The following is a 26,966-nucleotide window of genomic DNA, read 5'->3' as shown; positions in this document are numbered from 1 at the left end:
GCCCTGTCGAATTCGCCGGAAGATCCGAAAGCAACTTTCTGGGAACCGAACAATGAGCGCCATCAGCGGCTAGCAGCTGCATGGTTCTCTCCTTTTGTCCGATGTAGCCGATGCCACCAAGAAGGCCTGGTAGGCCTGCTGCATTCCATGTGTGAGCCATGTCCTCGCGCGCCAGCCGAGGCTCGCGAGACGGCTGACGTCGAGCAGCTTGCGCGGCGTGCCGTCGGGCCGGGAGCTATCGAAACTGATCTCGCCGATGTAGCCGACGACTTCGGCGACGATGCGGGCAAACTCGGCAATGGTGATGTCCTCGCCGGTGCCTACGTTGATCAGCTCCCCGCCGGAATAGGTCTTCATCAAATGCACGCAGGCATCGGCCATGTCGTCGACATAGAGGAACTCGCGCCGCGGCGTGCCAGTGCCCCAAACTACGACGCTTCTTGCGCCCGAAACCTTTGCCTCATGGAAGCGCCGGATCAGGGCCGCGACCACGTGGCTGTATTCGGGATGATAATTGTCGCCGGGGCCGTAGAGATTGGACGGCATCACGCTGATGAAGTCAGAGCCATACTGGCTGCGATAGGCCTCCGCCATCTTGATGCCGGCGATCTTGGCAATGGCGTAAGGCTCGTTGGTCGGCTCCAGCGGGCCGGTCAGCACGGAATCCTCGCGCAGGGGCTGGGGTGCGAGCTTCGGATAGATGCAGGACGAGCCGAGGAACATCAGCTTCTCGGCCTGGTTTTGATGGGCGGCTTGAATCACGTTCGCGGCGATCGCGATGTTGTCGTAGATGAATTCGGCCCGCAGCGTGTTGTTGGCGACGATGCCGCCGACTTTTGCCGCGGCGAGGAAGATCACCTGCGGCCGCGCCTTCGCGAACCAGTCGAACACCGCGGCCTGGTTGCAGAGATCGACCTCGCGCCGGTCCACCGTGACAAGCTTCACATCCTCGCGCGCCAGCCGGCGCGCGAGCGCGGCGCCGACCATGCCGCGATGGCCGGCGACGTAGACGCTTTTGCCCTTCAGCTCAAACGGTGCGCTTGCCATTTGCGATGTCCCGTTCGGCTTCGGCCAGATCGCTCGCCACCATCTCCTCGACGAGCTGCGCAAAGGTCCGCTTCGGCTTCCAGCCGAGCACTTTTCGCGCCTTGCTGGCGTCACCGATGAGCAGATCGACCTCGGTCGGACGGAAGTAGGTCGGATCGATCTTCACCACCGTCTTCCCGCTCTTGGCATCGATGCCGGTCTCGTCGACGCCTGCGCCGCGCCATTCGACACGACGGCCGACTTGCGCAAAGGACAGCTCGACCATCTCGCGAACCGAGCGCGTCTCGCCGGTGGCGAGCACGAAATCGTCGGGCTTGTCGGCCTGCAGGATCATGTGCATGCCCTCGATGTAATCCCTGGCGTGGCCCCAGTCGCGCTTGGCCTCGAGATTGCCGAGATAGAGCGTCTCCTCGAGTCCGACTTCGATGCGCGCCACGCCGCGCGTGATCTTGCGCGTGACGAAGGTCTCGCCGCGGATCGGGCTCTCATGATTGAACAGGATGCCGTTCGAGGCGAACATGCCATAGGCTTCGCGGTAGTTCACCGTGATCCAATAGCCGTAGAGCTTCGCGACGCCATAAGGCGAGCGCGGATAGAACGGCGTCGTCTCCTTCTGCGGGATCTCCTGCACCAGGCCGTAGAGTTCGGAGGTCGAGGCCTGGTAGAACCGCGTCTCCTTCTCCATGCCGAGGATGCGGATCGCTTCCAGGAGGCGCAGCACGCCGATGGCGTCGGCGTTGGCGGTGTATTCGGGGCTTTCGAAGCTGACGGCGACGTGGCTTTGGGCGGCAAGATTGTAGATCTCGGTCGGCCGGATCTGCTGCACCAGGCGGATCAGATTGGTCGAATCCGTCATGTCACCGTAGTGCATCAGGAACGGCACGTCGCCGACATGCGGATCCTGGTAGAGATGGTCGACGCGTGCGGTGTTGAACGAGGATGAGCGCCGCTTGATGCCGTGCACGACGTAGCCGAGCGACAGCAGATGCTCGGCGAGATAGGCGCCGTCCTGGCCGGTCACGCCGGTGATGAGAGCGACCCGCCGTTTGCTCGCTTGGTTTGACAAATCTTTTCTCTGCGCATGTTAATGTCGTCCCGCGATCGACGACCTTTATTCGCGTCGGCCTCCGATGCGGAAGCGTCACGCTCTCGAAGCACCGAATTTGGACGTGTATAGACATTGCATCGATCGCTCAACTGTACGGAGGTAAACGTTCCACATCGAAACGGTTTTGAAGGACTATACGAAAGTTTGTAATCCGGCGGGTTTCGTTCGCCTTCCTCGGCCGTCGCTCCATTGCTTGGGTGCGACCAGTGGAATTACGGCGCGGACAAGTGGTGAGCGACCCGCCGGGACCGAGAAGCCGTTCCACTGTCTTTGCTTGCTCAACTCGCGCGGCGAGCCAGGCCATAGGATGGCCGCCTCGGACATGCGACCTGCTCGAAAGGGCCGATCGTTGGGCTGCGAATAAGTCAGGCATGCAATCGGGCTCCTTGAGCTGTCGATGCGTATATCGAGGAGGCGTTGATAATCTCCAAGGCCTGAACCCTCCTGAGATTGCTCAGCAAGCTGTGAGCCAGCTCATAATCCGACCAGCTTTCGTACGATGGCCCAATCATTGCAGCCGCGCATGACGAAGACGTCGCGATAGGAGGATGCGTACCGAACATTGTGCCAACGTGTATGCCTACAGCTGCTCCGTTTCGGCGCGAGCAAACTATTTGCAGGTTCGCGGTAGGTGGATCACGACCACCTGTATGGCCTCCAACTTCCATTCCACTCTGAGCAGCGAAAAAGGCAACCTCCAACATGAGCAATATCTCAAATCGGCCAATCGCCACGCGGCGACGCTGCTCCGATCTTAGCATTCGGTTCTCCTGCACTCGCCGTTTAATCGCAAGATCTTGCAATGAATCGCTGAGGCTACCTCACTGAGGCGTTTGGAGGCATCGCGGGCGTTCTGCAATCTGAGCTCCAAATGACACACTCCCAATTGGTCGCCCGGTAGCTGTTGTACGGCCAGGCGCGGTCGCCAGCTGCATTGAAGACCTTACAATCTGACGCTACGTTCGATTCAAGCACTTATGTCGAGGGTCGCGCATTTGGCGCGGGATCTGACGCGAACCACCAATGAGTCCAATCTCCACTATCATTTTGCGTTGGCGTGGTTTTTCCAAGCGGGCGTTCTCAACCGAGAAGAATGCAGTGAAGCTTACTCGACGCGCTTGCGTTTGTTGCGAGTGGTTTGTCGCATCTCAGACATTGACAGAGCGGGCGGCATTGACGGCAAATGAGGTGCTTTTGCGAAAGCCCGCCTACGGGATCTTACGTAGGGCATGTGTCGCATTTTCTTGATCTAAAAACTGCATCGTCTTTTGCATGAAGCAGAAGAAGCCCATCCCCGACGCCAAACATTGGCGAGGCCGTGCGGAAGCGACGCGAGTAAAAGCGGAGTCGCTCAAGGACAACACATCCAGACGCAGGCTCCTCAAGGTCGCTAAGGAATATGATAAGCTGGCTCGCCTGGCGGAGAAGCGGCAGAGAAATGAGGTTGACGGGCAGTTCTGATCGCCGCCGGAACGCACGGTTGCATTGAAGGTCAAGGCGTCGTGATCGCAGCGCGGAAGCCTCTCCGTTGGACGGCTCTAGCAAAAACGCCCTCATACGGTAACGCCAATGAGCGAGGCTGCTCATGAGTGCGGTCCGCGCGTCCGAGCCTCTGCCCGTGAATTGATTGTGTGAGTTGTGGTCCGCCACACAGATGTCGCATTGACGGTATCTCAGGCGGCAAGCCGGCTAACCGCTGGACATGAGAAGGAATGAGAAGAAGCCCACCGTCAGACCGTCGCAAGGGCGAAATTACAAGCCTCTCACTCGACGAACTGGCGAAGCATTGGCGTCAATTTGCATCGTCTGCTGAAGCCGTCGACGTGTCTTTGGTGACAAAGTAGCCGGTTCGCCGGATCACGCCACGCGAATTGGCTTCCGCCGCCAAATTTTGGCCGTGAGGCGTTTTCAGTCGAGCTCTGGCATCTTGGACCAAACACGGATAGCTCAACGCCATGACGTTGCGGCTTATTAAGGCGAGGCGGCGAGCAAAAGCTCCTGCTAGCAGGCTTGCGTAGCCAAACCATCGTAGATGTCTGCGCGGATCGTCTGCATGATGCAAGTTCGCAACGAAGTCACGCATGACGAGAAACTTCGAGCGAAAATCATAGTCGAAAAGGCCAACCACAACAGAACTCTCCGGTGGACAATTCCGGGCAGAACCGATGTTCTTCATCCAGATAAGTTCGGTGCAGATGATCAGGAGTATTTGGGGCTGCCGATGCCGGGTGGCAGCCGCTCGATATATCAGTCGGACGACACGAGCGGCGCCGGTCTACCGGAACCACTCCATTACAATCCTATCTCATCTCCCGACAGCAGCGGGTTGCGCGACCCATGATCTGGCGGTCAGGCCATCGCGACATGCGTTGTCAATGCGACAGCACCACATGCAACAATCGCGACAATTGACGGTTACGCCCGCGCTTCCATATCTGCGGCTCTGCTCTTCGACTGGCCGTTCCTATGGCCCGATAGGATCGCTCAGGTGAGGGCCCGACGCATCCGGCCCGCGAACGAAACTCGTTCCGTTCGCACCAGCGCCGATTTCTCCGCGGGTCGTCTCACACCTCTTTGGCACTCTTCGCCTTCTGGAGAAGAGACTACCTGCAATTCAACTCACGTTCGTTCCATGTGCTCTCTCTTTCGTTTCGTTGCCGCCAGTGTTATCTCGTATTTTGCGTCTGGCTCTGTCCTCGACGGGACGACTTCATCGTCTGGATTGGCTTCAGCGCCGATCTACACGCTGTCTATCGCGGCTCCTGCCGCTCTTCGTGCTCGGCGGCGTTGGGCGCAATCGCCGGCTCCTGATCGATACCACTCACCCACAGCGCGAGCGGGGCGCCAAGCACGCTGATAGATTTACTGATGGGTTCAATCACAAGGAAGGGAGAGGCAGACCGCAGCCATCACTTCGACGTCCTGACTCCGGGCGAGCCAGAGGTAAGGGGGCTTGGTTATGCTCCAGCTTTCTCGACAGCGGCAGATCCTATAGGTTCTCTGCGATCGCTCGTGACAGCAGTGAGATAGCGAGCGAAGAGCGAGATCGTTCGTGTGTGCGAATCGAGGGTACTTCTGCCGCTGTGTCCCGCCAACCAATCGTCGAAGAGCTTCCTCCGGGCAGCCCCTAGATCCGCATTTTGGATAAGTGTGTCCCGCGTTGGGTAGAGTCTCTCCCGGAAAGCTGCCCGGCCTAGGAAGCTGCCATTTCGCCAAAGAGTGATGCGAGCCTCTTTCGCAAATTGCGGATGAGCTTCTGTGCCAAAGTGCGGGCGCTTCACGATCCTGGCCTCGATCGCAGCAAAAGGACCGATATTCAAGCGAATGGTCTCGGATGCGTACCGGCCGTTTTTATTGTAGATGTTGGTTGGCAGTTGCCGCCAATTGCGCAGCGAGACGCTCGTTTGCAGTAGGTCGAGCCGGAAGAGGCAGATGGTATTGCCGCTTTCGCAATGGCGTGCGGCTCCACATGAGACGAGGTCCGTCTCGCCCCAGAACCGCGGAGCGGGAAATGAGGGAGCGAGTGGGGCGGGCCCTCTTAGCCTCTGGACCAAATCAGGGGCGACCTGTCCGACTTGATCGGCGGCGGTGGCCCGGTGGACATCCAGCTCTATCGCCAGAGGCCCGAAGTTGTCTTCATTAGTACCCAGAAGGCTGGAAAGGATATCGACGTGATGATAGCCGGAATGACAAAGCATTCCATAGCCATACCGATATGGATGATCTTGGCGGGAGAGAATCTCCTCTTCCGTGTTCCAGACTCCCTCGTGATGCTCGATGCCAATATAGGTGATGGGCGTGCCGAGCTTACGGGAGGCGTGGCGCGCATAACGTCCAATCAGGTCGTAGACTGCGTTGTATCGGCGCGGGGCCATCACGACGCAGCGCCCGCCACTCCGGTTGGAGATCGCCTTGAGTTCCGCCGCCTCCCCAACAACTCGGTCCACAGCAGGGCGCCCATTCGAACCCATTGGAAGCACAACCGGCTTGTCGACCAGACAATCAAGACCAAGTCCAAGTGCCGCGCGAAGGTAGTCCAGATGGGCCTTCGGTTCGGTCGAGACAATGACTTTAGAGCGTGGACTTGCCAACGCTCTGAGAGCGTCCTCCCCTTCGCCGGAGTACCAGATGCCCTGTGGTCGGAGATCGGGTACCCAAGAGATACTCATCGGCTTGCACGCGCGCGTCTTGAAAAAGGCATGCACAGCATTTTTCGTGCTCGCGAGCTCAATCACATGGAATCCCGAGGCTCGCCTGCTGGCGACGGCGCTCTCGATCAGCGGAATATACTTAGCCATGGCGTGAGGACCGAGCCCGACGAGTACAAGATCGTTCATGTCTTCTGATCTCCTCTCGCCTCCGTCCCGATCAGAACCTCGAACGCGAACCGGTCAGAGTTTGGGTCGATCCGACGCAACCGAAATGGCACTCCTTGCAGAACCGACCGTTCCGATCCAAGGCTCGTCGGTCATCCGCAGGCAAGCGCGCGATTTTCGATATTCTTCAGAAGGGCCACCTGCGAGGGGCAGTGGGCGCAGCCGCTGTCCGCCCGGTAGTGCTTCAGCGCCGGAGAGGTTCGCCAAGCCGTCTCGAGATCGAATTCAGGGGATCGGATGTTGCCGACAAGGAACGCCTCGCTCTCGGGATCCCCAACAACGTAGGGGCAGGGGTAGAGATCGCCATTTGCCGAGAGGTAGACAGAGGTGATGCCGCAGTCACATTTGGAGAATTTAACGTTCGGCCGCGGCTGGCTTGTATCAACAAAAATCGGAGGTGGCAGCTCAAGGCGGGCCGAGGTCTTTGCAGCCGTTGCGATCAGAGCCTGCTGCAACTCTCTGATCTCATCAGCCGACCCTAGGAGCGCTTCCTCGTTGTCCAGGGCGGCACCTGAGGCGAACATCGGCTTAATTCTGAAGGAACCAACGCCAATCGAGGACAGCAGTCGATACGCGTCCAGCGCTTCAGCGATGTTCTGTCGATTGGCCGTCATCCTGGCCTGCACCAAGACCCCGCGATTGGCTGCTTCGGACATCTGACGGAGTGCGGAATCGTAAACACCCGGCTTTCCGCGGAAGCGGTCCACAGTGTCCCGCTTTGCGCCGTCGAAGCTAAATTGAAGGGTGAGCTTCCCAGGATCATCGAAGATGGAGACCACATCAGAAATTGGAACTTGGCCAAGCCCCGCTGTATTTAATTGGACTTGCATTCCCCGTTTTTGTCCATGCGCTAGCACGGCTTCCGTTCGCGGAAACACGACTCTGAGAAGCGGCTCACCACCCGTCACTGAGACCTTTGTCAGGCCATACCGGTCGATAAGCAGATCGATAAAGTTTGTCATCTCATCGACCGACAACTGCGACGGCTCTAAACGTCTCTTGTATTCGTCGCGATACTGTTGGGGGACATAACAATGCTTGCAATGAAGGTTGCAATAAAACGATACGCAGAGTCTCAGATGGTCAAACACAATCGGAAGCCGCTTGTCGGGTGGCATCGGGTGCTCCTCGGTGGTCTGACCGTATCTTGAGCAAGGCTTGGGCCACTCCCAAGCAGACGATTCTTGGCGATTTTCTTTGGCGCTATGTCATGCTCAAAACAAACCCGTCGCGTTCCGCGCAAGAGCCTCGTTTGCTTTCTGACAGAACGGAGTGATCGGGCAGGAATGCGATCACGACAGAGGCTTGGGTTGAAGCGCGACCGCCCGGACGATCGATGGCGCACCAAGCAACTAGTGGTCCGTCACAGTGATTTTGACGTTTTGATACCGAGCTATTCGAGGATCGGCAAGCTTTCAGCGGCACGAGGATTTCGATGCCTCTGGGGACGCTCTGTCGGACGAGACACCGTGCGTCGCCGGGTGGCCGAGAATGACCTCAAGCCGTGGCGCAGGGACATGTGGTGCATTCCCCATGTCGATGGCGAATATGTCGCTTCGCATGGAAGATGTGCTCGATCTCTATGCTGAAGCGCCTGAGCCTGAGCGGCCCCTGGTCTGCTTCGACGAGACCCCCGTCCAGCTGATCGGCGAGGTGCGCCAGCCGGTCCCGGCCCAACCGGGACGACGCGAGCGCTACGATTAACGAGTATCGCCGCAACGGCACCGCCAATCTCTTCCTCACCTTCGATCCATATCGGAGTTGGCGTAACGTCAAGGTCACCAACCGCCGCGCCGCCGTGGACTATGCCCACTGCATGCTTGAACTCGTCGACGTCCATTACCCCGGCGCCACCTGTATCCGTGTCGTGCAGGACAATTTGTCGATCCACAAGCCTGGGGCGCTGTATGAGGCCTTCGCGCCCGCCGAGGCCCGACGTATCCTGAGCCGCCTCGAATTCCACTTCACCCCGAAGCACGCCAGCTGGCTCAACATGGTCGAGTGCGAGATCAGCGGGTCTCAACGCCAGTGTCTCGGCCGACGCATCGACGACCCCAAAAGGCTCCGAAACCAGATCGCCGCTTGGCAACGGCGGCGAAATATCCGAGCTCGCATCAAATCGATGTTCACAACCGACAAAGCCCGCGCCAAACTCGGCCGCGCCTATCCAGTCACCGCCAAGGAGTCAAAATCACTGTAGTTGCCTGAGTGAGGGGCCGCCGAGGAGTGTTGTTGCGCGTTCCTCGATGCTGCGAGGAAATCCTGCGTGAGAGGCCGCTATGAGCCTGATATGAGCGCCATCCCGGCGCAACTCACCGATAATTCTCGTTTAATACCGGGCAAGAGTGCTGCTTTGCGGAGCTACGCACGATGGTGTCGTCTATGATTGAGCGAAAATCTTGGGAGGCTGTGGAAGTCGAAGGCAATAGCGGCCGCAACGGCGGGCCGGTCCGCCGCGACTGGGAACGTGCCGAGGCGGGAGAGCTTTACGCGCTGCCATTTGCCGACCTCCTATTTCACGGCCAGACCGTTCATCGCGACAATTTCGATCCAAACCACGTCGAAACCGCAAGTTTGCTCAGCGTCAAGACCGGCGGTTGTCCTGAAGACTGCGCCTACTGCGCACAAGGCGTGCATTACGACACCGGCCTGAAGGCGACCCGCTTGATGGATCGCGCGGATGTGGTCGCCGCCGCGCAGCACGCCAAGGCCGCCGGGGCGACTCGCTTCTGCATGGCCGCGGCCTGGCGCAGTCCAAAGGACCGCGATCTCGATCAGGTCTGCGACACGATTGCCGCCACTAAACGTGTTGTCATGGAGGCGTGCGTAACGCTCGGCATGCTCACGCCAAAGCAAGCCGCACGGCTCGCCGACGCCGGCCTCGACTTTTACAATCACAACGTCGACTTCGCTTAGGTTGTCAAACCAATAAAGGGTGCTGCGCGCAAGCGATCAGCGTAGGTGAAAAATGCAGATTGTCTTGATGAAGGGAACGATCCATTGCGCCTCAATAACCGAAGCCGACCTGCACTATGAAGGCTCGATCTCGATTGATCGCGGGCTCCTGGACGCGGCCGGTATCCTGATCAACGAACGCGTCGAACTCTACAATCTTGAGACGGGGGCACGCTTTGCAACGTTTGTGACAGAAGCGCCACAAGGATCCGGCACCGTAGACGTGAACGGTGCGGCGGCCCGACTGGCGATGCCCGGAGATAAGATAAGTATCGTCGCATACGCGTCATTTGACGAGGAGGATGCAAGACTCTTCAGGCCGCGAATTGTGCTGGTTGATCGAGACAATCGCATCCTGCCGGTTTGAAGTCAAACAGCCAACGCGAAAAGGCCTGTTCTTCGCCGCCAGTTGGAGTTTTGCGGCGTCCATCGTTGCTCAGCGAGTGAAGAATGAGTTCCGTCATTGCCGCTAAATCGGCCAGCTATGTGGCAGGCTTGGATGCGCTTAAAGAAGACGATCGCCAGCGCGGTATCATGCCGCGCATCGGGACCGACTTTTCATCAAGCGATTATCTGGCTCTGGCGAACGCGCCGCGCATGAAAAAGGCCATTCTGACCGCGCTGGAAGCCGGTACTCCGATCGGAGCCGGCGGATCACGGCTTCTGCGCGGCAACTACGAGGAGCGCGAATGCCTCGAGGCAGAAGCAGCGCGGTTCTTCGGGGCGCAGACCGCGCTCTTCTTCGGCTGTGACTATTTTGCAAGTTTTCCAGTGCTGACAAGGCTGCCGCAACGGCACAACCTGCTTGTCCTTGAGTCTCTGGTTCACGCCAATACTCATGAAGGGGCGCGAGCTGGCCGAGCCGCTTTCAGAATCTGCGTCCATAAGGACCCGCAAGCTATCGAGAGCGAAATTCGCGACTGGCGTGCCGCGGGCGGAGTGGGGCAGGTCTGGATCGTAGTCGAGAGCCTCTACAGCATGGATGGCGATTTCGCACCGCTTGAAGATCTGCTCGCGATCGTGGATCGGCACGATGTGTTCTTGGTCGTGGACGAGGCGGATGCCACCGGTGTTTGTGGCGAGCAAGGACGAGGTCTCACAGCGCCCTATGAAGGACGCGAAAATCTCCTCGTTGTTCATACCTGCGGCAAAGCGCTGGGAGCTGCCGGGTCGCTTGTCACCGCCTCTGGCGTGCTGCGCGACTTCATAATCAATCGCTGTCGCCTGCTTGTCTTCGCGACCGCCCTTCGCCGTTAATGGCGGTGGCCGCACGGGAGACTCTGTTGATCCTGCAGGAGGAGCCGGAGCGCCAACAGCGGCTGGCGAAGCTTGTCGCGTTCACGCATTGGGAGATCGTTGCGCGAGGCGAGAGAAGTCCTTCGAACTCGCTGATCCTGCCTTATATAGTTGGCGAGAATGCCCGCGCCCTGAGGCGAGCCCCCGCGCTACAGGCTCGAGGATTTGACATCCGAGGACTCAGACCGCCAACGGTGCCGGCCGGCACGGCCCGTTTACGAATTTCACTGACGCTCAACGTCGGAGAGGAAGAGGTAAGTGCGATGCTCGCTGAGGAGACGAGGGACGGATCTTGATGAGTCAGCGGATCGTGGTGACCGGCACAGATACGGGGATAGGCAAAACTGTCTTTTCGGCAGGCCTTGCCCATCCCCTCGGCGCGAATTATTGGAAACCAATTCAGGCCGATCTTGAAGGAGAGAGCGATAGCCAGCTGGTCGCACGACTGGGCGGTCTGTCGGCCGATCGGATCATTCCGGAGAGTTACCGCCTTAGAGCGCCCGCTTCCCCGCATCATTCCGCCGAAATAGACGCAATTCGCATCGATCCCGGAGGAGAGCGGCCTGAACGGCGGGTCTTATGAAGAGGCGAGGCACGCGAAGATGGTGGACACGTCATCCGCATTCTGGAGTGTGCGGCCAACCGTGCGAGCGCCGGTGCATCTTTCCTATCTCGCTCGCCTGGATCACGGTCACTTCGGAATGTGCCTGCAGTCCGCCGAAGCCGCGGCTTTGAGCGCCATAAGCCAATCAACAGCCATAGGAAATGGACATGCCGCCTTAACGTGGGCTTTGACACGTAGATCGGAGCCTCATAAGGACATTCACTGTCGTCGCTTGCGTGCATCGTCTCCAGGCTGCCGTTTTGAGTCGCAGAATGTGTGGATGGTGGAGCCACAGAACCACGTCGCAGAGGAGCATCTTGAAAGAGTTTGTCTGCTGATCGCGCAATCATTGGAAGCTTTGTGCTTTCCAACTTCTCAGTGACGCGCCTTTTCGGCCTCCCTATTGCCAGGTCAGATCGAACATGAGTCACATTTCGCAGCTGTCAGTTGAGCGCGTCACGATTCCAGTTCTGCAACGATTCAAAGAGGAAAGGCGCGCCATCGTCATGACCACGGCTTATGATGCGGTCACGGCACGTATCGCCGATCCTGTGGTCGACGTCATTCTTGTTGGCGATAGCGTCGGCAACGTATGCCTTGGGTTTGATGACACTTTACCGGTCAGCATGGCGATGATGAATCACCACCTGGAGGCGGTCGCGCGGACAAAGCCTCGGGCCATGCTTGTAGCTGACATGCCGTTTCTTAGCTTTCATCTCAGTCCCGACGACAGGATACGCAACGCTGGAGGCTTCCTGCAGCGTGGCGCCGACGCCGTCAAGCTTGAGGGAGGGGGTAAACGTGTCGAGATGATCCGAGCCTTGGTGAATTGCGAAATTCCCGTGATGGGCCATCTTGGTCTCACGCCACAAAGCGTCAACGCAATGGGTGGCTTCAAGGTACAAGGTCGGAACGCGGACGATGCCCTACGTCTCCTTGATGATGCGCACCAGCTACAGCAGGCGGGATGCTTTGCTCTTGTCCTCGAAGGTATTCCGGCTGAGCTCGCTGCACGAACGACTGAATCTCTGACCATACCAACGATTGGGATCGGAGCGGGTCCAAGTTGCTCAGGCCAAGTTCTAGTGTTCCACGACGTGTTGGGGCTCGCAGGAAGCCGTTATCCAAAATTCGTGCGTGTCTATGTAGAGGGCCATCAGCTGCTGCAGGAGGGCCTCTCGCGCTGGGCAGCTGATGTCCGTAGCGGAGCATTCCCTGCGGCGCAGGAGTCATATCGGATTCCGGACGGCTTGCGCGGGGCGATCGTAAACTGGACGCCCTCCAAGACAAGCTAGTGCAAGGTCCAACATGCGAACGAGCAAGTACGGTCGGGGAACTGCGCAGCGCCCCTGCAGAGGAGCGCCGGTCCGATAGCGAGGCGGGGCCCGCTGCGACGATAGGTTGGCCGCACGATCGTCATCTCACCCTGGCCGAAAGCTCGACGACCTCCGTTATCACCGTTCGTGAGCGCCTGCCTCGCACCCGCCCCAGTTGAGACCAAATAAGGATCTCGGCAGATAGTCTCGTGACTTCCCAAACGGTGAGAGGCCGTGCCGCGACGCGGGTCGGCTCTGCGCCAGATCCCGGGAGACTGTGCGGCTTTATTTGAGACCTCGTCGAACCGGCGAACCCGCCAAGCCTCTGCACGCTTGCATTTTCGCGGCCTTGCAAAGTACGTATGCAGGCTGTTCTATCGTGCAGCCATTGTCGCATGCATTGGACTAAAGGGTACAACAACGCGCGGTCGTGCGCCGCATGGTCGTGAATCTAACTCTTCCGATCGAGATCGTCACCGTTTCGAGATGGTGAGGAGCCGACAGGCTCGCGATGAGCAATCGGATCGCCTCATCGAACAAGAACCGCTTGTTGGTTGCCGAGGGCCTGTTACTTCTGGCAGCTGCGGTCTAGACGGAGATTCGAAAGACTGGGAGGTCTCGGGTTCAGTACGGCGGTCGAAGAACCATCTTGCTGAGTGTGAATGGATTGCGTTCGATCTGCGTCGAAAACCGGCGGCTAGACGACTGGTACCGCGACGTTAATCTCACGACACTCGACCGTATAGGATGGACGGCAATGGGCTGAGTTCGCCGGTGCCATACAATCCGAGAGCAATACACGCTCGATGGGGTTGCTCTTATGCCGATCATCGCCTCGACCGCGGCACGCCGTCGCCGCCGGATCTGGGTTCGAAAGCTATTCCAGCCGCGTCACAAGTCGATGCTATCGGTACCCTGCCGTACTCAAACGATCAATTGGATACAGCTAGTTCATTGCAGGTTTGGCTTGCGGGAGACCTGAGCGTGGTGGCATTCCAAGGACGAGCTGAGACAGATATGGAACGCCTCGAACGATCGAGCGGATCGTTAGGGCGATCGCAATGATCGCGGCCCCGAGCACACCCGCGATGATCACCCGGGTCGTGAGATCCCAAAGTTCTCCGAATTGTATGAAATCCATGAGACGGAACACGGTACCCTGGACCAGGTAGAGCAGCAGCGTGGCCTGGCCCAATTCCACGGCGATAAAGCGGGCCATTCGGTTTAAATGGCCAAAGCGCCAGCATTGCAGCAGGAGTTCGATAGCGACTGCTGACGCAGCTGCAGAGCCAACAAACATCAGAAGCACGTCTTTAGTTGACCGAAAGTCGTGAATTACCCCAAGATTATTGTAGATATAGGTGCTCTTGCCCCAAGCTAGAAAGCATACGCAGGTCACTATTGAAAGAAATACAATCAGGACCGGCTTGTGATGTCGCAATGCACTCGTCCATCGTTCTCTCGATTGAGCAAGCAAGAAGCCGAAGCAGAAGAACGGGTAAGTGAATCTGATCAGCGGTGATATGGAGAATGTCAGAGGCGCGAGCGCGACCAGTATGGCTGAGCCAGTTATGACCCACGATCGGCGGGTGAGCCTGGTAGAAATCTTCATGAGAAGGTAGGAAATAAACGTGGCCCAGATGAACCAATATGTGCCGGCGAGATCGTCTACAAATTCCAAAAGTCCGCTCGTTAGGCTGGTCGCGCGTCCCAACGCCGCTAACTTAGCTGTCTCCATTATCACCCACCAAAATAGCATCGGCAGCAAGAGCTGCTTCGCACGGTCGCTGGCGGCTCGAGTGAACGGCTTTTGAAGCAGCGATCGAGCAGAAAGATATCCGCTTATCGCCATAAAAAGTGGCATGTGAAACATATAGATCGATTTGTAGTACGGCGAATACCAAAACGCGTCGTCTCGGTAGATGACATACTGGATCAGGTGCCCAACAATCACCAAAACAATGAGTGCACCTTTCGCGAAATCTAAACTGAGATCTCGATCGTATGCCTCTGTCCTGCGCGAACTGGGGACGTTCGTTCCAGTCACGGGTCGCAATCTATCAAACATCTAGGTATCTGTTGTTGACGAGCCGGCGGCCCGTTGTCCGCTTCTTCTGCCTCATTTTTGATCCAAACGAAAGGCGATGGCGGGAGTTTTTGGAAGAGGAATAGGCTCAGCTTGTTATTCCTTCCAAGAACTAGCTGTGGGCCGCGCATGTCTGAATGCCTCGGGGACCTTTGTGGCCAAGACAAGATATCCAGTTTGAGACACGGCTGTAGCGGCACGGGCGCGGCATACTACTTGCAGACGCGTTTGTGGGAGGAAGACTGTCACGTTCAGTCTCCCACTCGGCCCGACGCATCTCAGACCCGGCAGATGCGTCGGGCTTTGTCGGTTGGCCCAGCATAGTTGCCGCTTGGTCCGTCACTTTCGCTTGACGTCGAGGTGTTCACGCCAATAGGGGCTTCTGATAGCTGAACGCGAGCACGCCAACATTGGCGTTATGGCAGCGTGCTATACCGATAGCGGTGCTCTGCAGTTCTGGAGCAAAAGCCGAGGACCGACCTTTCTGATTGGGAGGCTTGTTCGGTTTCGTGTAACTGACGCCGCCAACCGCGCGTGCCTTGACGACTTTCGTCGCGCCAGCTCTTAGTGCAGCTCGTGGCTTGGCGTGCATCCGCGAAGGCCTTAGTTGGATCGTACTCGCAGGATGATTGATAGCGAACCAGCTCTACCAGAGTCGCTCGCGATTGCGAGGTTTTATGGTCAAAGAGATGCTGCTCGCACTCAGTGTTGTGGACCAAGGAGGGCAGGAGCCGTTCTTCGCGCATCAGCCGACTCGGCGGATCACAGACAGCATTGGCCTTGAGCGTCACCTCCATAATCACGGCTTCAGAATTCCTGAACGTTTCGGCGGCAAGAAGGGACTCGCGCCAGTGACTTGTGCGGCGATGCTGTCGCGCAACAGTTTCTCTCGTGTGCCTACAAATTAGCTTCCTCGGGCTGAATTCAACGTTTCGGTCAACGACTCCTCGAATATGTCTAGGCCGTGTCCCAACGTGTCTTGGTCGATCGTAAGTGCGGGCAAGAACTTCACAACCTGATCCGTCGGTCCGCATCGCTCGATAATCAAGCCCTTCGCAAACGCTTTACGTGACGTCGCCTCTGCGATCTCTGTCGTTTTGCAATCGAAGCCGCATACCATGCCCCGTCCACGAACAGCAAACTTGTTTCCGTGCTGATGCGCGATAGCATCGAGTCGACGCCGCATAAGTGCGCCCAAGCGTTGGACCTGGTGCGAGAACGTCTGGTTACGCCAATACAGGGTCAAGGCCGCTTTGCCAGAAACGAGTGCAAGATTGTTTCCTCGAAACGTTCCCGTGTGCTCGCCTGGTTCCCATGCGTCGAGCGCTTCTTTGATCAAGAGCATCGACAACGGCAAGCCGTACCCGCTCAGCGATTTCGACATCACAACAATGTCTGGCGACAAAGCAGCGAACTCGAAACTGAAGAACTCGCCTGTACGACCACAGCCCATTTGGATATCGTCAACTATGAAAATAGCTCCGACCTCTTTTGCCAACGCCTGAATTGACTGCAACCATTCCTTACCGGCGACGTTAATGCCTCCCTCTCCTTGCACGGTTTCGACGAGAATGGCGGCGGGAAGGTCAATGCCACTGCTCTCGTCCATTAATACCTTTCGCAGGTAATCCGCCGCGGAACCAAGATACCCATCATACGGCATGAAAGTTGTGCCAGTTAGGGGAATGCTGCTGGCTTTGCGGTAAAAGCGATTACCGCTCGCAGCTATGGCTCCCAGGCTTTGGCCGTGATATCCATTCGTGAAAGAAATGACGTTGTGACGCCCTGTGATCTTACGCGAGAGCTTTAGAGCTGCCTCAACGGCGTTAGCTCCCGTAGGCCCCGTAAATTGAAAGCGGTAGGAAAGATTCCGTTCACGAAGGATGACAGAGCTAAAGGTCTCCATGAATTCGACCTTTGCTGGAGTGGCCATGTCCAAGCCGTGGACGACGCCGTCCGACTCCAGGTACTCGCTGATTGCTGCTTTGATCTCCTGATTGTTGTGGCCATAGTTTAGCGCTCCAGCGCCGGACAGAAAGTCAATGACCTTTCGGCCACCCTCTGTGAACATAATCGAGCCGCGCGCCCGACTGAAGACAGCAGGAAAGGAACGTGAGTACGACCGCACGTTGGACTCTAGCGTTTCGACGGTCTTCATTCTGCGCGGCCCGTGTAATCCAACCATGTGGTCGTCTCCTCGACAAGAAAATCCGCCCGACGAATAAGCGCGCGGCCAACATCTGCAAGATAGGCAAGGGGTGAACGCGCGGTTCCGCGCCTCTCGACGTCCTTGTTGCGCGTAGCGCGTCTGAAAATCAGCTCCAGCGATTTACCTGAGAACCATGCGGAACAAAGCTACTATGTCTAGTAGTGTCGTCCACATCCAGCGAACGCCACTGGCTAAAGTCGTCTTTCGCGGAACAGGCTTGCTTAGCCGCGTCAAAGAAGTTGCGCATGCCTTGCGGTTAGCTTGCGTTACGACAAATTCTGTAAAGGAGAAAGAATGGAATAAATTTCATCGTGACCCAGAAGGGTCCGATGCGCTCCCGTCGGTAGCAAAGGCATGGCTTGAGATCACATCGACCGGCGGCATTAGAATAGTGTTGCCGCTGCGACGGATGCGTAAGATTCGGGTGCTTCGGCTCGCCGAAGGATGCTGGGATCCAACGGACGAATCTCGCAGTGCAAACTGTGGATCGTTCGGAAGTCCAACATGGCCTGCAGCCTTTTGTAGATGCGGCGATCGTCTTGAAAGGATGCATGATTTGGCCGTGATCGGCGCGTCATGCTCCCCCACACACCGGCGCTGGACTTCGCTGGAGCACTCGCAAAAGTGTCGGGTGAACCCATTTCGGCGAGGTCCTGCCTGCCAAGCCGCTGCCGTGGTACTTTCGCCTAAGCTCAGCATCGCCGTTGGTGCGCACCTTTGTTAGGTCGCCTCGTCTGATTACGCGATCATGCCAGAGGCGTTTTGTCAGGAGCCCCACGCTGCAAGTGCATCGATGAGATGCCGAAAGCACAACAACAGCGACAGGAATGCGGCAAGACGGAAAGGCGATGGTCGCCACCAGCACGAGGTAAGGACTGGCAGCGGCACATTAGGCGCCGCGCGGGCGCGGCGTGGTCCAGGCTGCTTCCCCATCTTTCACGCATCCGTTCCGCCACGATGCTCGCGCAGCGCTTCATCCAGGCAGGCTATCAACTCCAGACCGGCAAAGGGTTTAGCGAAAAAGCCAATTACGCCGACGCTCAACGCGCGGGCTCGCGTGCGATCATCCGCGAAGGCAGTAATCAAGATGAATGGCGCAGCGTGACCCTGGGCCCGCATCTGTTCCAAAAGTTCAAAGCCGCTCATGGTGGGCATCTGCACGTCTGCAATGACACAGGACGTGTCATTCAATTGAGACGACCGCAAGAAGTCCTCAGCCGATGCAAACGTATGAACGATGTGGCCCTGCGATTTCAGAAGGTTGTTCAGTGCGGCACGAATCGAAGGATCGTCGTCGACAACGGAAACAGTTGAATACCTGGACAAGACAACCCGTTCTAGTTGGGCGAAGGCGGCGGCAGAAGCATGACGGCCAGCTGAAGGGTGCGCGTGTTCGATGAAATTGTAAAATCATACTTAGGTTTGTACCCTGAAACGGTCGGTCCCAATTCCCAGCCTCTCACTCATCCTGATCAAATCGGCTAGCGATCGAGCGCCCATCTTCTTCATCACGTGCCCGCGATAGATTTTTACTGTAATCTCGGCGAGCCCGAGTTCCGCGGCTACCTGTTTGTTCAATAGGCCAGCGGCGACCAGTTTCAAGACATCCTGCTCTCGTGGACTTAGGGCCTCAAACAAGGACTGCAGCCTCCCGACCACCTTGTCTACACCCCGCCTCTTCCGATCCTGTTCGATAGCTGCGACTACGCCATCGAGCAGTTCCTGATCGCGAAACGGCTTGCTGAGAAAATCGATTGCTCCACTCTTCATGGCTTTGACGGTCATCGGAATATCGCCATGAGCGGTGATGAAAATGATGGGAATGTGAATCTTCAGTTTGGCTAACTCACTCTGGAGCTCAAGCCCGCTCGATCCTGGCAGCCTGATGTCAAGCACGAGGCAGCTAGGAACATCGGGAAGCTCGCTCTGGAGCAGTTCCTGGGCCGATCCGTAAGCAACGACATCTAGATTGATCGAACGAAATAGGTTGACCAGCGATTCCCGCATTGAGAGGTCATCGTCGACGACGAGGACGCTCGGCCTCACCTCCGGCCCTTCGACATTTGCGGCTTCCTTCCGCGGTTCAGAGCGCTTGGTCACGATAAGAGCCTCACTTGTACGATTTACAGTAGAATTATCGCGTCACAACGACCTTTGATTGAGACATGCAGCCTTTCGCGTAGGCTAATCTTTGAGATTTTCCAAGTGACTGGTTAGCCATTCGCACCAGCGTTGCCCATTACAGGAAAGTCTAGCAAAAACCGCTCGAGTGGTCGAGAACTGCCTTTCGCGTCTCTCCGCCGTCGCGTTGGACCAGCCCTGCGGCATCGATCAAATCAATGAACAGCCGGTCGAGAAGCACCGAATCCAGGACTTGCAGCGAACGACTCATTTTGCGGCTGAAGGATCAGAATGCCCGGCGCTTTGGTAGTTGAACGCGGGGGCGCGAGCTGAGCGAATTGGCGCGATTGTGCCTCTGCATGCGCCGATCCCGCCGGCGTTGCGATCGGCAACTGGCGTAGACTATCGCACCCGCACTAAGGAAAATAGAAACCAGAACGAGCAGCAGCGGCATCAGCACATGAACTCTTTTTTCCGTCGTCAGAGCGCCTGTGAGTTGCGTCTTTGCGAGCTCGGGGAAAGCACCTTGCATCGACTTCGTACAACCTGACGCAAGGTGCGATTCAAGTCCTTTCCGTCATCATGTTTGTAGGAAATACGCTCGAACTCGAGCTGCTGCAGGGACGCTCACGTTTGTTCGTCTCGTTGCTTCCTTTACCAGGCTCGCCCCAAGATCAGGCGGCGTAATCTGAATGGAGAGGCGGGATACACTCCATTCGGTGTCCGGCTGTGGACCAGTGCGGCAAAAGGCAGCTGCATTTGCTCTGCTGCATCAGCCAAACAACCGCTGATCCAGCGAAGAATCATTCTCCTAAGAATTGGCGGACATCAGAGTTCCGTGTCGGGCAGCCTGGAGATCGGCTCTTTGACCTACATAGGACCGACAAAACCCGGCCCGAGCGGTCAACCTGAAGCTATTGTCAGACCTACCAGCAGCTCATCGATCCGCTAGGCGGGGTCATTAAAGGCGGCCCGACGCACTCCGTCGATCAGAAAGTGCGTCGGGTTCGCCCCACATCGCCAGTACATCCGTGGTGATGTTGCCACCAATGAAGCAACCAGCGTGGCAAAACTGAGGCTCGCTCACCAACGTAGAGTAGGTCGTGACTTCCTGCGAATTCGTACCGGTCAGCAAGGGCTTGAATCGTTCGTAGCATCACGTTGTACGATGCCGGTGTAGATCTATCGAATTGGCAAAGTCCGATCCGGCACAGTTCTGGTTGGCAAAGACTTGGATAAATGTTGTCACAGTGCGCGTGGCGAGAAGAAGACGTTCCGCTGTTCTTCATTTAATTGCCTTTTCCTTCACCCGTTTTGGGGTAGCTTACGTCTCGCTTGAACAGCGGTTTAACCAGCATCAACTTTCTCGGATCTATCGAAATCGCCTGGCCGGCAATCGCCCTCCTGAGAACCGAAGCGAGCGGCATTCCGATCGGTGAGAGCCTGTACGGGCGCTTTGTGAGTGCCTTTGTCGCGGGTCAGTTGCTCGAGCAATGGGAGCAGGAATGAAGAGGATAGTTTTGGCGCGGTTTCCGTTCACAGTGGCTCGCCGATCTGCCCTTGATGCTGTGGTTCGGAGTCGATGACTGCGTGGCGCCTTCCAACAACGGAGCCAGGAGTGAATGTCGATCTCGAAAACAGCACCGCGCATGTCTGCGGATTTCTAGCCTGAGCGCTGTTGCGGCGCTCAGGCCGATGCAGCCGTCAGAAGCCGGCGTCCAATGGCCTCGCGTGTTGCGCCGATCATGGGCAACCGATCAGCTTTCACATGTCATTGCCTGCTTGAGCAGTAGCAGCGATCTGGGGCCCTGCTGCAGGTCGGGCAGTGCGCCGCTGGCGGTCGGGTAACGGCTACGAGCCGTTCCATAAAAAGGGAAACTCGCCTCTCCACTGCGCCAGTCGGGAGCGCCCGCCGCCGATGCTGTGCAGGCCCGGCCTGCGCGCCGGATTGGGCTGATTGACACGATCGGGCTGCCAGGTATTGGGTGGTGTAAGTTGCATCTTGTTTGCAGCGGTCCAGTCTTTGGCGGCCTTGATCGGTACTCGCGCCCTTTGCGAAGTCCCTTCACAAGCTCGCCCCATATGTGTCAGATTTTGGCTCAATCCTTATTGACTGGGCGGGCAAATGCCGCGGGACCCCCTCAGCCGAACTCTGTTCGGCTCAAATGTCGACAGTGACATCCAGGACATCCAGCCCCTATGGGAGGACGGTGATCGCGCGTTCTGCCGTGCGTGGCGTCGGCAAATCCACGGCAGCAGGGCTGTCGTGCTTGTCGTGCGGCCCATCGCGGAACACCCAGCGACGCTCGACCGCCTCGCCCATGAGTTTGAGCTGAGGGAGGAGCTAGACGAGGCATGGGCGGTGCGGCCGTTGGAACTCATCCGGGAAGCCGGTCGGACTATGCTGGTCCTGGCGGATCCATCCGGCGAGCCACTGCTAAACTTACTCGGGATCCGTATGGAGCCCAAGCCGTTCCTGCGCCTCGCTGTTGGTATCACGAGGGCCGTGGGCAAGCTTCACCGGAACGGCTTGGTCCACAAGGACCTGAAACCCTCTCACATTCTGGTCAATTGTCCTGACGAACAGGTGCGACTCACTGGGTTTGGTCTGGCTTCCCGTCTTTCCCGCGAGCGCGTGCCGCCTGAGCCTGCCGAGTTCATCGCCGGCTCGCTGCCCTACATGGCGCCCGAACAGACCGGACGAATGAATCGCTCAGTCGACTGTCGCAGTGATCTCTATTCACTTGGTGTGACATTCTATCAGATGCTGACCGGCGCGCTGCCGTTCACGGGCTCAGATCCCTTGGAGTGGATCCATTGTCATATTGCAAGAAAAGCAACACCGCCTGTCGAGAAATCGCAAAACCTCCCGGAGCCAATCTCTCAGATTGTGATGAAACTCCTCGCGAAAACCGCCGAGGAACGCTACCAGACTGCCGCTGGCCTTGAGCACGATCTGCAACACTATCTGGCAGCATGGGCGAACCACGGTCGCATCGACACATTTGAGCTGGGCGCAGACGACACACCTGATCGGTTGCTCATCCCCGAGAAGCTCTATGGCAGAGCCCGCGAGATCGAGACCTTGCTTGCCTCTTTCGATCGCGCGGTGAAGAGCGGCGCGCCGAGGTTGGTGCTGGTTGCCGGCTACTCCGGCATCGGTAAGTCCTCGCTTGTCCAGGAGCTACACAAAGTACTCGTGCCCTCGCGCGGGCTGTTGGCATCAGGCAAATTCGACCAACTGAAGCGCGATGTTCCCTATGCGACACTAGTGCAGACTTTTCAGAGTCTTGTGCGTCCTCTTCTCAGCAAAAGTGAGGCCGAACTCGCGACTTGGCGGCAGGCGCTCCGGGAGGCGCTCGGCGCGAATGGACGGCTGATGGTCGACTTGATCCCCGATCTGAGCCTGATCATTGGCGAGCAGCCCGCGCCTGCTGAGCTTCCAGCCCGGCAAGCGCAAAATCGCTTCCAACTCGTGCTTCGCCGCTTTATCGGTGCTTTCGCCCGGCGAACCCATCCATTGGTGCTCTTCCTCGACGATTTGCAGTGGCACGATGCCGCGACGCTCGACCTGATCGAGGATCTTCTGACACAGTCGGACCTGCACCTGCTGCTGATTGGAGCTTACCGCAGCAACGAAGTTGATGCAGGCCATCCACTCAAACGCAAGCTCGAGTCCATCAGGAGAGCCGACGTAAATCTAGAGAAGATCACGCTGTCGCCGCTCACTGCAGACGATGTCGCGCAGTTGGTCGCGGATACCCTTCGCTGCGGACCAAAACGCGCTGCCCCGCTTGCAAAGCTGGTGCATCAGAAGACGATGGGCAATCCGTTCTTCGCCATTCAATTTTTGTCTGAACTGGCCGAAGAGCAGCTGTTGACGTTCGATCACGAGTCGGCGTGCTGGCGTTGGGATCTCAAGCGCATTCACGCAAAAGCGTACACCGACAACGTCGTCGATCTGATGCTCGGCAAGCTCATCCGGCTGCCCGAAGAGACGCAGGACGCGTTGCAACAGCTGGCTTGTTTCGGCAACATGGCCGAGACGGCAGAGCTCGCGATCGTGCTCGAAACGTCACAGGGACAGGTGCATGCGAGGCTATGGCCGGCGATCCGACAGGAACTGGTCTCGCGCCAGGGAACAGTCTACCGCTTTGTACACGATCGCGTTCAAGAGGCGGCTTACTTGCTGGTGCCGGAATCCTTGCGCGCTCCTGCCCATTTGCGGATCGGTCGGATGCTTGCGGCACATGTCCCTGCGCACAAACGTGAAGAGGCTATCTTCGATGTTGTCAGTCAACTCAATCAAGGTGTCGCGCTAATCGCTTCCGGTCAGGAGCGAGAGCAGCTCGCGGAGTTGAATTTAATCGCAGGGCAGCGTGCCAGGGCGTCGGCAGCCTACGCCTCGGCACTGACATATTTCACTGTCGGTGCTGCGCTGCTCGAGCGGGATTCGTGGCAAAGGCGCCACGAACTTGCATTCGCACTCGAGACCAGGCAAGCCGAATGCGAATTCTTGGTAGGCCGGCTGGACATTGCAGAGAGCCTCCTGTCCGCGCTGTGGAAGCGCGCTTTGAATGCGCCCCAACGATCAACGGTCGCATGTTTGCGCGTCGATCTTTACTTGACGCTCGGTCAGCACGGCCGGGCCGTGGCCATAGGTCTCGAATATCTTCACGACGTCGGGATCGAGTGGTCGCCGCATCCGAAGGACGAGGAGACACTAGTCGAATATCAGCGGATGTGGTCACAGCTGCCGGACGCGATTGAGGATCTTGCTGGTTTGCCTGGAATGACAGACCAGACCTCGCTTGCCACGCTGGCCGTCTTGACGCGGATTCTTCCGGCCGCTGGATTCACGGACGTGAATTTATCCGCTCTGGTCATCTGCAGAGCCGTCAGCATCAGCCTTGAATACGGCAACACTGATGCTTCTTGCACTCACTACGCATGGCTGGGCCGAATCTCGGCCGGCCGCTTCGGTGACTACCAAGCGGCAGATAAGTTTGGTCGTCTTGCGTGCGATCTGGTTGATCGCGGTGAGTTCTCTCGTTTTCGGGCTCCGGTCTATTTGGCCGTCGGAGGCAACGTGATCCCGTGGACGAAGCCCCTAAGGGACGGACGAGTTTTGATCCGGCGAGCGCTCGAAGCTGCGGTCAGCATCGGCGATGTCATCTATGAGGCGTACAGCTTGCTTCATCTAACCTCAAATATGATGATGGCGGGAGATCCCCTGAAAGAGGTGCAGAACGAGATAGAGAAAAGCCTTGCTACGATACGCAACAGAAAGGTGCAGTTTGCTGCTGATGCCATGACTGCACAGCTCGCAATTGTTAGAACCATGCGCGGCCTTACGCGCTCATTCGGTTCCTTCGATGACCAGCAATTTGACGAGCTGGACGTCGAGCGATCATTTGAACGCTGTCCGGAGCTGTCACCGAGCGAAACCGTCTACTGGATCCGCAAACTTCAGGCGCGGTTTCTAGCCGGCGATTATCCTGCAGCTATTGGTGCTCGCTCGAAGGCAGAGCCCCGATTGTGGACCATGCCGACAGAGTCCTTGATCGCGGAGTTTCACTTCTATGGTGCGCTGTCTCACTCGTGTTACTGCGACAGGCTGTGTGAAAGCGAACAACAGCAACATCGAGAAATAATTGACGCCCATCACAGACAGCTGCAGATATGGGCCACAAATTGCCCCGAAAACTTTGACAATCGGGCTTCCTTGGTAGGGGCTGAAATTGCGAGGCTGGAATGCCGGGATGCAGACGCAATGCGACTGTACGAACACTCGATCCAGACCGCAGGACGTAACGGTTTCGCCCATCACGAGGGGGTCGCTTGTGAACTTGCAGCGCGCTTTTATGCTGCGCGCGGTTTTGACAGGATCTCCCGGGTTTACCTGCAGGACGCCCGGCATGGCTACCTTCGTTGGGGAGCAGATGGTAAGGTGCATCAACTCGACGAGCTGAATCCCCATCTCAACCATGAGACCACTCTTGCCGTGGATGGCATGAGGATCGGAGCTCCGGTTGAGCATCTTGATCTGGCGACGGTGACAAAAGTGTCGCAGGCGATTTCCGGCGAGATTGTGCTTCAAAAGCTAATCGACTCGCTTATGCGGACTGCCATTGAGCAGGCTGGCGCCGAGCGAGGTTTGTTGATTCTGCTGGATGGAGGCGAGCCACGGATCGAGGCGGAAGCCACAACAGTAGCGGATGCGCTACTTGTAAAGGTGGATGAACAGTCCGTGACTCCGATGGCTCTTCCCGAGTCCGTGCTGCATTTCGTCCTACGTGTTCGCGAAAACGTCATTCTCGAAGATGCTGCCGCCCAGCCTTCATTTGCGGAAGATCCGTATATCCGCGAGCGCAAAGCACGTTCTATCCTTTGCTTGCCGCTGATCACGCAGGGCAAGCTGATCGGCGTACTTTATCTGGAGAATAATCTCGCCCCGCGCATATTCTCGGCTGCCCGCAACTCGGTGCTGAAAATGCTTGCCTCCCAAGCTGCAACAGCGCTGGAAAACAGCCGGTTGTACAGCGAAGTGCAGCAACGGGAGGCGAAAATCCGGCGTTTACTCGACGCTAACATCATCGGAATCTTTATCATCCGCGAAGGGGGCGAGATCATCGAGGCAAATCAAGCATTCCTCACGATGGTTGGATACGACCAAGAGGATCTTCTCGCAGGGCGAGTGAACGGTCTCGACCTGACGCCTCCAGAATGGCACGAGCGCACAATGGATGCTCGGATAGAAGCAAAAAGGACCGGAACTGTTCAGCAGTTCGAGAAAGAGTATGTTCGGAAGGATGGCAGCCGCGTGCCGGTGCTAATTGGCCTCGCCGTATTCGATGAGCGACAGGACCAAGGTGTTGGCTTCGTCCTCGACCTGACAGAGCGAAAGAGAGTGGAAGCGGAAGCCCGTGAAAGCGAACGACGGTATCGCGAAACTCTGATGGGCCTTGCACACGCCAATCGGATCACGACAATGGGACAGCTGGCCGCCTCGATCGCCCATGAGGTGAACCAGCCGATTGCGGCGATCAGCAGCAATGCGGGGGCAGGGCTAAATTGGCTCGGTGCTCAACCCCCAAACCTGGAAGAAGTTCGGCAGACCTTCGGTTTGATTGTCCGTGACAGTATGCGCGCGGGCAACGTAATCCGTCGGATCCGCGCTCTTATGAATAAAGCTCCGATACAAACGGAGCTTCTTGCAATTGACGAATTGATCTTAGAGGTGCTGGCCCTAGTTCGCGCGGAGCTCGCGAAAAATGATGTGTGGGTGCGAACCCGACGGTCTGAGGCTCTGCCGCTTGTTCGAGCAGATCGCGTTCAGGTGCGGCAGGTGATTCTCAATCTGATCACGAACGCCATCGAGGCAATGAGCGAGATCAACGAAGGCGAGCGCGAATTACTGATCGCTACGCGGACTGATGGCTCGAATAATGTATTGGTCGCTTTTCGGGATACGGGTCCAGGACTCGATCCAAGCAGCGCAGACCGCGTGTTCGAGGCGTTTTACACCACGAAATCCGAAGGCATGGGCATGGGTCTGGCCATTTGCCATTCTATTATTGAGGCGCACGGGGGCCGAATGTGGGCGGGCGCCAATGATCCTCGCGGAGCCGTCTTTCAGTTCAGCATGCCCGTTGCGCCGGAGAGCGCGGAGCGGGCGGAACAGGTCACTTGAGCGTCTTAGGTTGAGTGCGTCGTCGAGCAAGGGGGTTCCCGGAGCTCCGATCATCATGACAGAAGTAAGCTGCGCGACGTTGATAACTTGAGACATTCGCTCCCGTCGGGAGTGTTGGCGCGACCGCAGATTATCGCGAACAGTCAGAAAATCTG

14 protein-coding genes and 4 pseudogenes are annotated in these 26,966 nt (G+C 57.5%); 9 read left to right on the top strand and 9 right to left on the bottom strand.

Annotated elements, in window-relative coordinates; all coding sequences use genetic code 11:
* Positions 1-69 precede the first annotated feature (69 nt).
* Both fcl and gmd read right to left on the bottom strand, forming a co-directional pair.
* Entirely contained in the window at positions 70-1,047 is a 978-nt protein-coding gene (gene fcl / locus ABIB73_RS16330; RefSeq protein ID WP_354225348.1) for a GDP-L-fucose synthase, read from the bottom strand.
* Positions 1,028-2,113, bottom strand: a complete 1,086-nt coding sequence (gmd, locus tag ABIB73_RS16325; RefSeq protein WP_354225347.1) for a GDP-mannose 4,6-dehydratase — start codon at positions 2,111-2,113, stop codon at positions 1,028-1,030. The genes fcl and gmd overlap by 20 nt, the downstream gene beginning before the upstream one ends.
* A 1,314-nt stretch (positions 2,114-3,427) precedes the next feature.
* On the opposite strand from gmd, the gene ABIB73_RS16320 reads away from it, so the two are divergent.
* Positions 3,428-3,616: a hypothetical protein gene (locus ABIB73_RS16320; RefSeq protein WP_354225346.1), complete on the top strand. Its 189-nt coding sequence runs from the start codon at positions 3,428-3,430 to the stop codon at positions 3,614-3,616.
* A gap of 331 nt (positions 3,617-3,947) precedes the next feature.
* Here the strand turns inward: ABIB73_RS16320 and ABIB73_RS16315 are convergent, their stop codons facing one another.
* From ABIB73_RS16315 to ABIB73_RS16305, 3 genes are all read right to left on the bottom strand, one after another.
* Positions 3,948-4,331 (bottom strand): hypothetical protein, encoded by a 384-nt coding sequence (locus ABIB73_RS16315; RefSeq protein ID WP_354225345.1) that lies wholly within the window; start codon positions 4,329-4,331, stop codon positions 3,948-3,950.
* 781 nt (positions 4,332-5,112) lie between these two features.
* Positions 5,113-6,492: a Gfo/Idh/MocA family oxidoreductase gene (locus tag ABIB73_RS16310; protein WP_354079569.1), complete on the bottom strand. Its 1,380-nt coding sequence runs from the start codon at positions 6,490-6,492 to the stop codon at positions 5,113-5,115.
* Positions 6,493-6,623: 131 nt separating this feature from the next.
* Positions 6,624-7,649 carry a radical SAM protein gene (locus tag ABIB73_RS16305; RefSeq protein ID WP_354079571.1) on the bottom strand — a complete coding sequence of 342 codons (1,026 nt, stop codon included), beginning with the start codon at positions 7,647-7,649 and terminating at the stop codon, positions 6,624-6,626.
* A 333-nt stretch (positions 7,650-7,982) separates the two neighbouring features.
* Here ABIB73_RS16305 and ABIB73_RS16300 point away from each other — a divergent pair.
* The 6 genes and pseudogenes from ABIB73_RS16300 to panB form a co-directional block, all read left to right on the top strand.
* Positions 7,983-8,731 (top strand): annotated as a pseudogene (locus ABIB73_RS16300) (IS630 family transposase); the annotation flags it as partial.
* A 182-nt stretch (positions 8,732-8,913) separates the two neighbouring features.
* A pseudogene (locus ABIB73_RS16295) lies at positions 8,914-9,438 on the top strand (radical SAM protein); the annotation flags it as partial.
* A 61-nt stretch (positions 9,439-9,499) separates the two neighbouring features.
* The gene (gene panD, locus ABIB73_RS16290) at positions 9,500-9,853 is read left to right on the top strand and encodes an aspartate 1-decarboxylase (protein WP_354225344.1); all 354 of its coding nucleotides are present in this window, start codon (positions 9,500-9,502) and stop codon (positions 9,851-9,853) included.
* Positions 9,854-9,936: 83 nt separating this feature from the next.
* Positions 9,937-11,078, top strand: a pseudogene (locus tag ABIB73_RS16285) (8-amino-7-oxononanoate synthase).
* A pseudogene (bioD, locus tag ABIB73_RS16280) lies at positions 11,078-11,329 on the top strand (ATP-dependent dethiobiotin synthetase BioD); the annotation flags it as partial. The pseudogenes ABIB73_RS16285 and bioD, both read left to right, overlap by 1 nt.
* Positions 11,330-11,808: 479 nt before the next feature.
* Complete coding sequence (gene panB, locus ABIB73_RS16275) at positions 11,809-12,681, top strand: 3-methyl-2-oxobutanoate hydroxymethyltransferase (RefSeq protein ID WP_354225343.1); 873 nt, start codon at positions 11,809-11,811, stop codon at positions 12,679-12,681.
* Positions 12,682-13,648: 967 nt separating this feature from the next.
* Here panB and nolL read toward each other — a convergent pair.
* Positions 13,649-14,770: a nodulation factor fucose acetyltransferase NolL gene (gene nolL, locus ABIB73_RS16270; protein ID WP_354225342.1), complete on the bottom strand. Its 1,122-nt coding sequence runs from the start codon at positions 14,768-14,770 to the stop codon at positions 13,649-13,651.
* 695 nt (positions 14,771-15,465) lie between these two features.
* On the opposite strand from nolL, the gene ABIB73_RS16265 reads away from it, so the two are divergent.
* A complete protein-coding gene (locus ABIB73_RS16265) occupies positions 15,466-15,696 on the top strand; it encodes a hypothetical protein (protein WP_354225341.1) in 231 nt (76 codons plus the stop codon).
* Here the strand turns inward: ABIB73_RS16265 and ectB are convergent.
* From ectB to ABIB73_RS16250, 3 genes are all read right to left on the bottom strand, one after another.
* On the bottom strand, positions 15,693-16,946 hold the full coding sequence (gene ectB / locus ABIB73_RS16260) for a diaminobutyrate--2-oxoglutarate transaminase (protein ID WP_354225340.1): 1,254 nt from the start codon (positions 16,944-16,946) through the stop codon (positions 15,693-15,695). The genes ABIB73_RS16265 and ectB overlap by 4 nt on opposite strands.
* 987 nt (positions 16,947-17,933) lie before the next feature.
* Positions 17,934-18,323: a response regulator transcription factor gene (locus tag ABIB73_RS16255; RefSeq protein WP_317243125.1), complete on the bottom strand. Its 390-nt coding sequence runs from the start codon at positions 18,321-18,323 to the stop codon at positions 17,934-17,936.
* Positions 18,324-18,413: 90 nt separating this feature from the next.
* Complete coding sequence (locus ABIB73_RS16250; RefSeq protein WP_354225339.1) at positions 18,414-19,097, bottom strand: response regulator transcription factor; 684 nt, start codon at positions 19,095-19,097, stop codon at positions 18,414-18,416.
* Positions 19,098-21,243: 2,146 nt separating this feature from the next.
* Here ABIB73_RS16250 and ABIB73_RS16245 point away from each other — a divergent pair.
* Entirely contained in the window at positions 21,244-26,811 is a 5,568-nt protein-coding gene (locus tag ABIB73_RS16245) for an AAA family ATPase (RefSeq protein ID WP_354225338.1), read from the top strand.
* Positions 26,812-26,966: the final 155 nt, after the last annotated feature.

The organism is Bradyrhizobium sp. F1.4.3 (genome assembly GCF_040548375.1).
Taxonomy (GTDB): Bacteria; Pseudomonadota; Alphaproteobacteria; order Rhizobiales; family Xanthobacteraceae; genus Bradyrhizobium.
The sequence above is the reverse complement of the archived record's forward strand: the minus strand, read 5'-3'. Positions and strand labels throughout refer to the sequence as shown.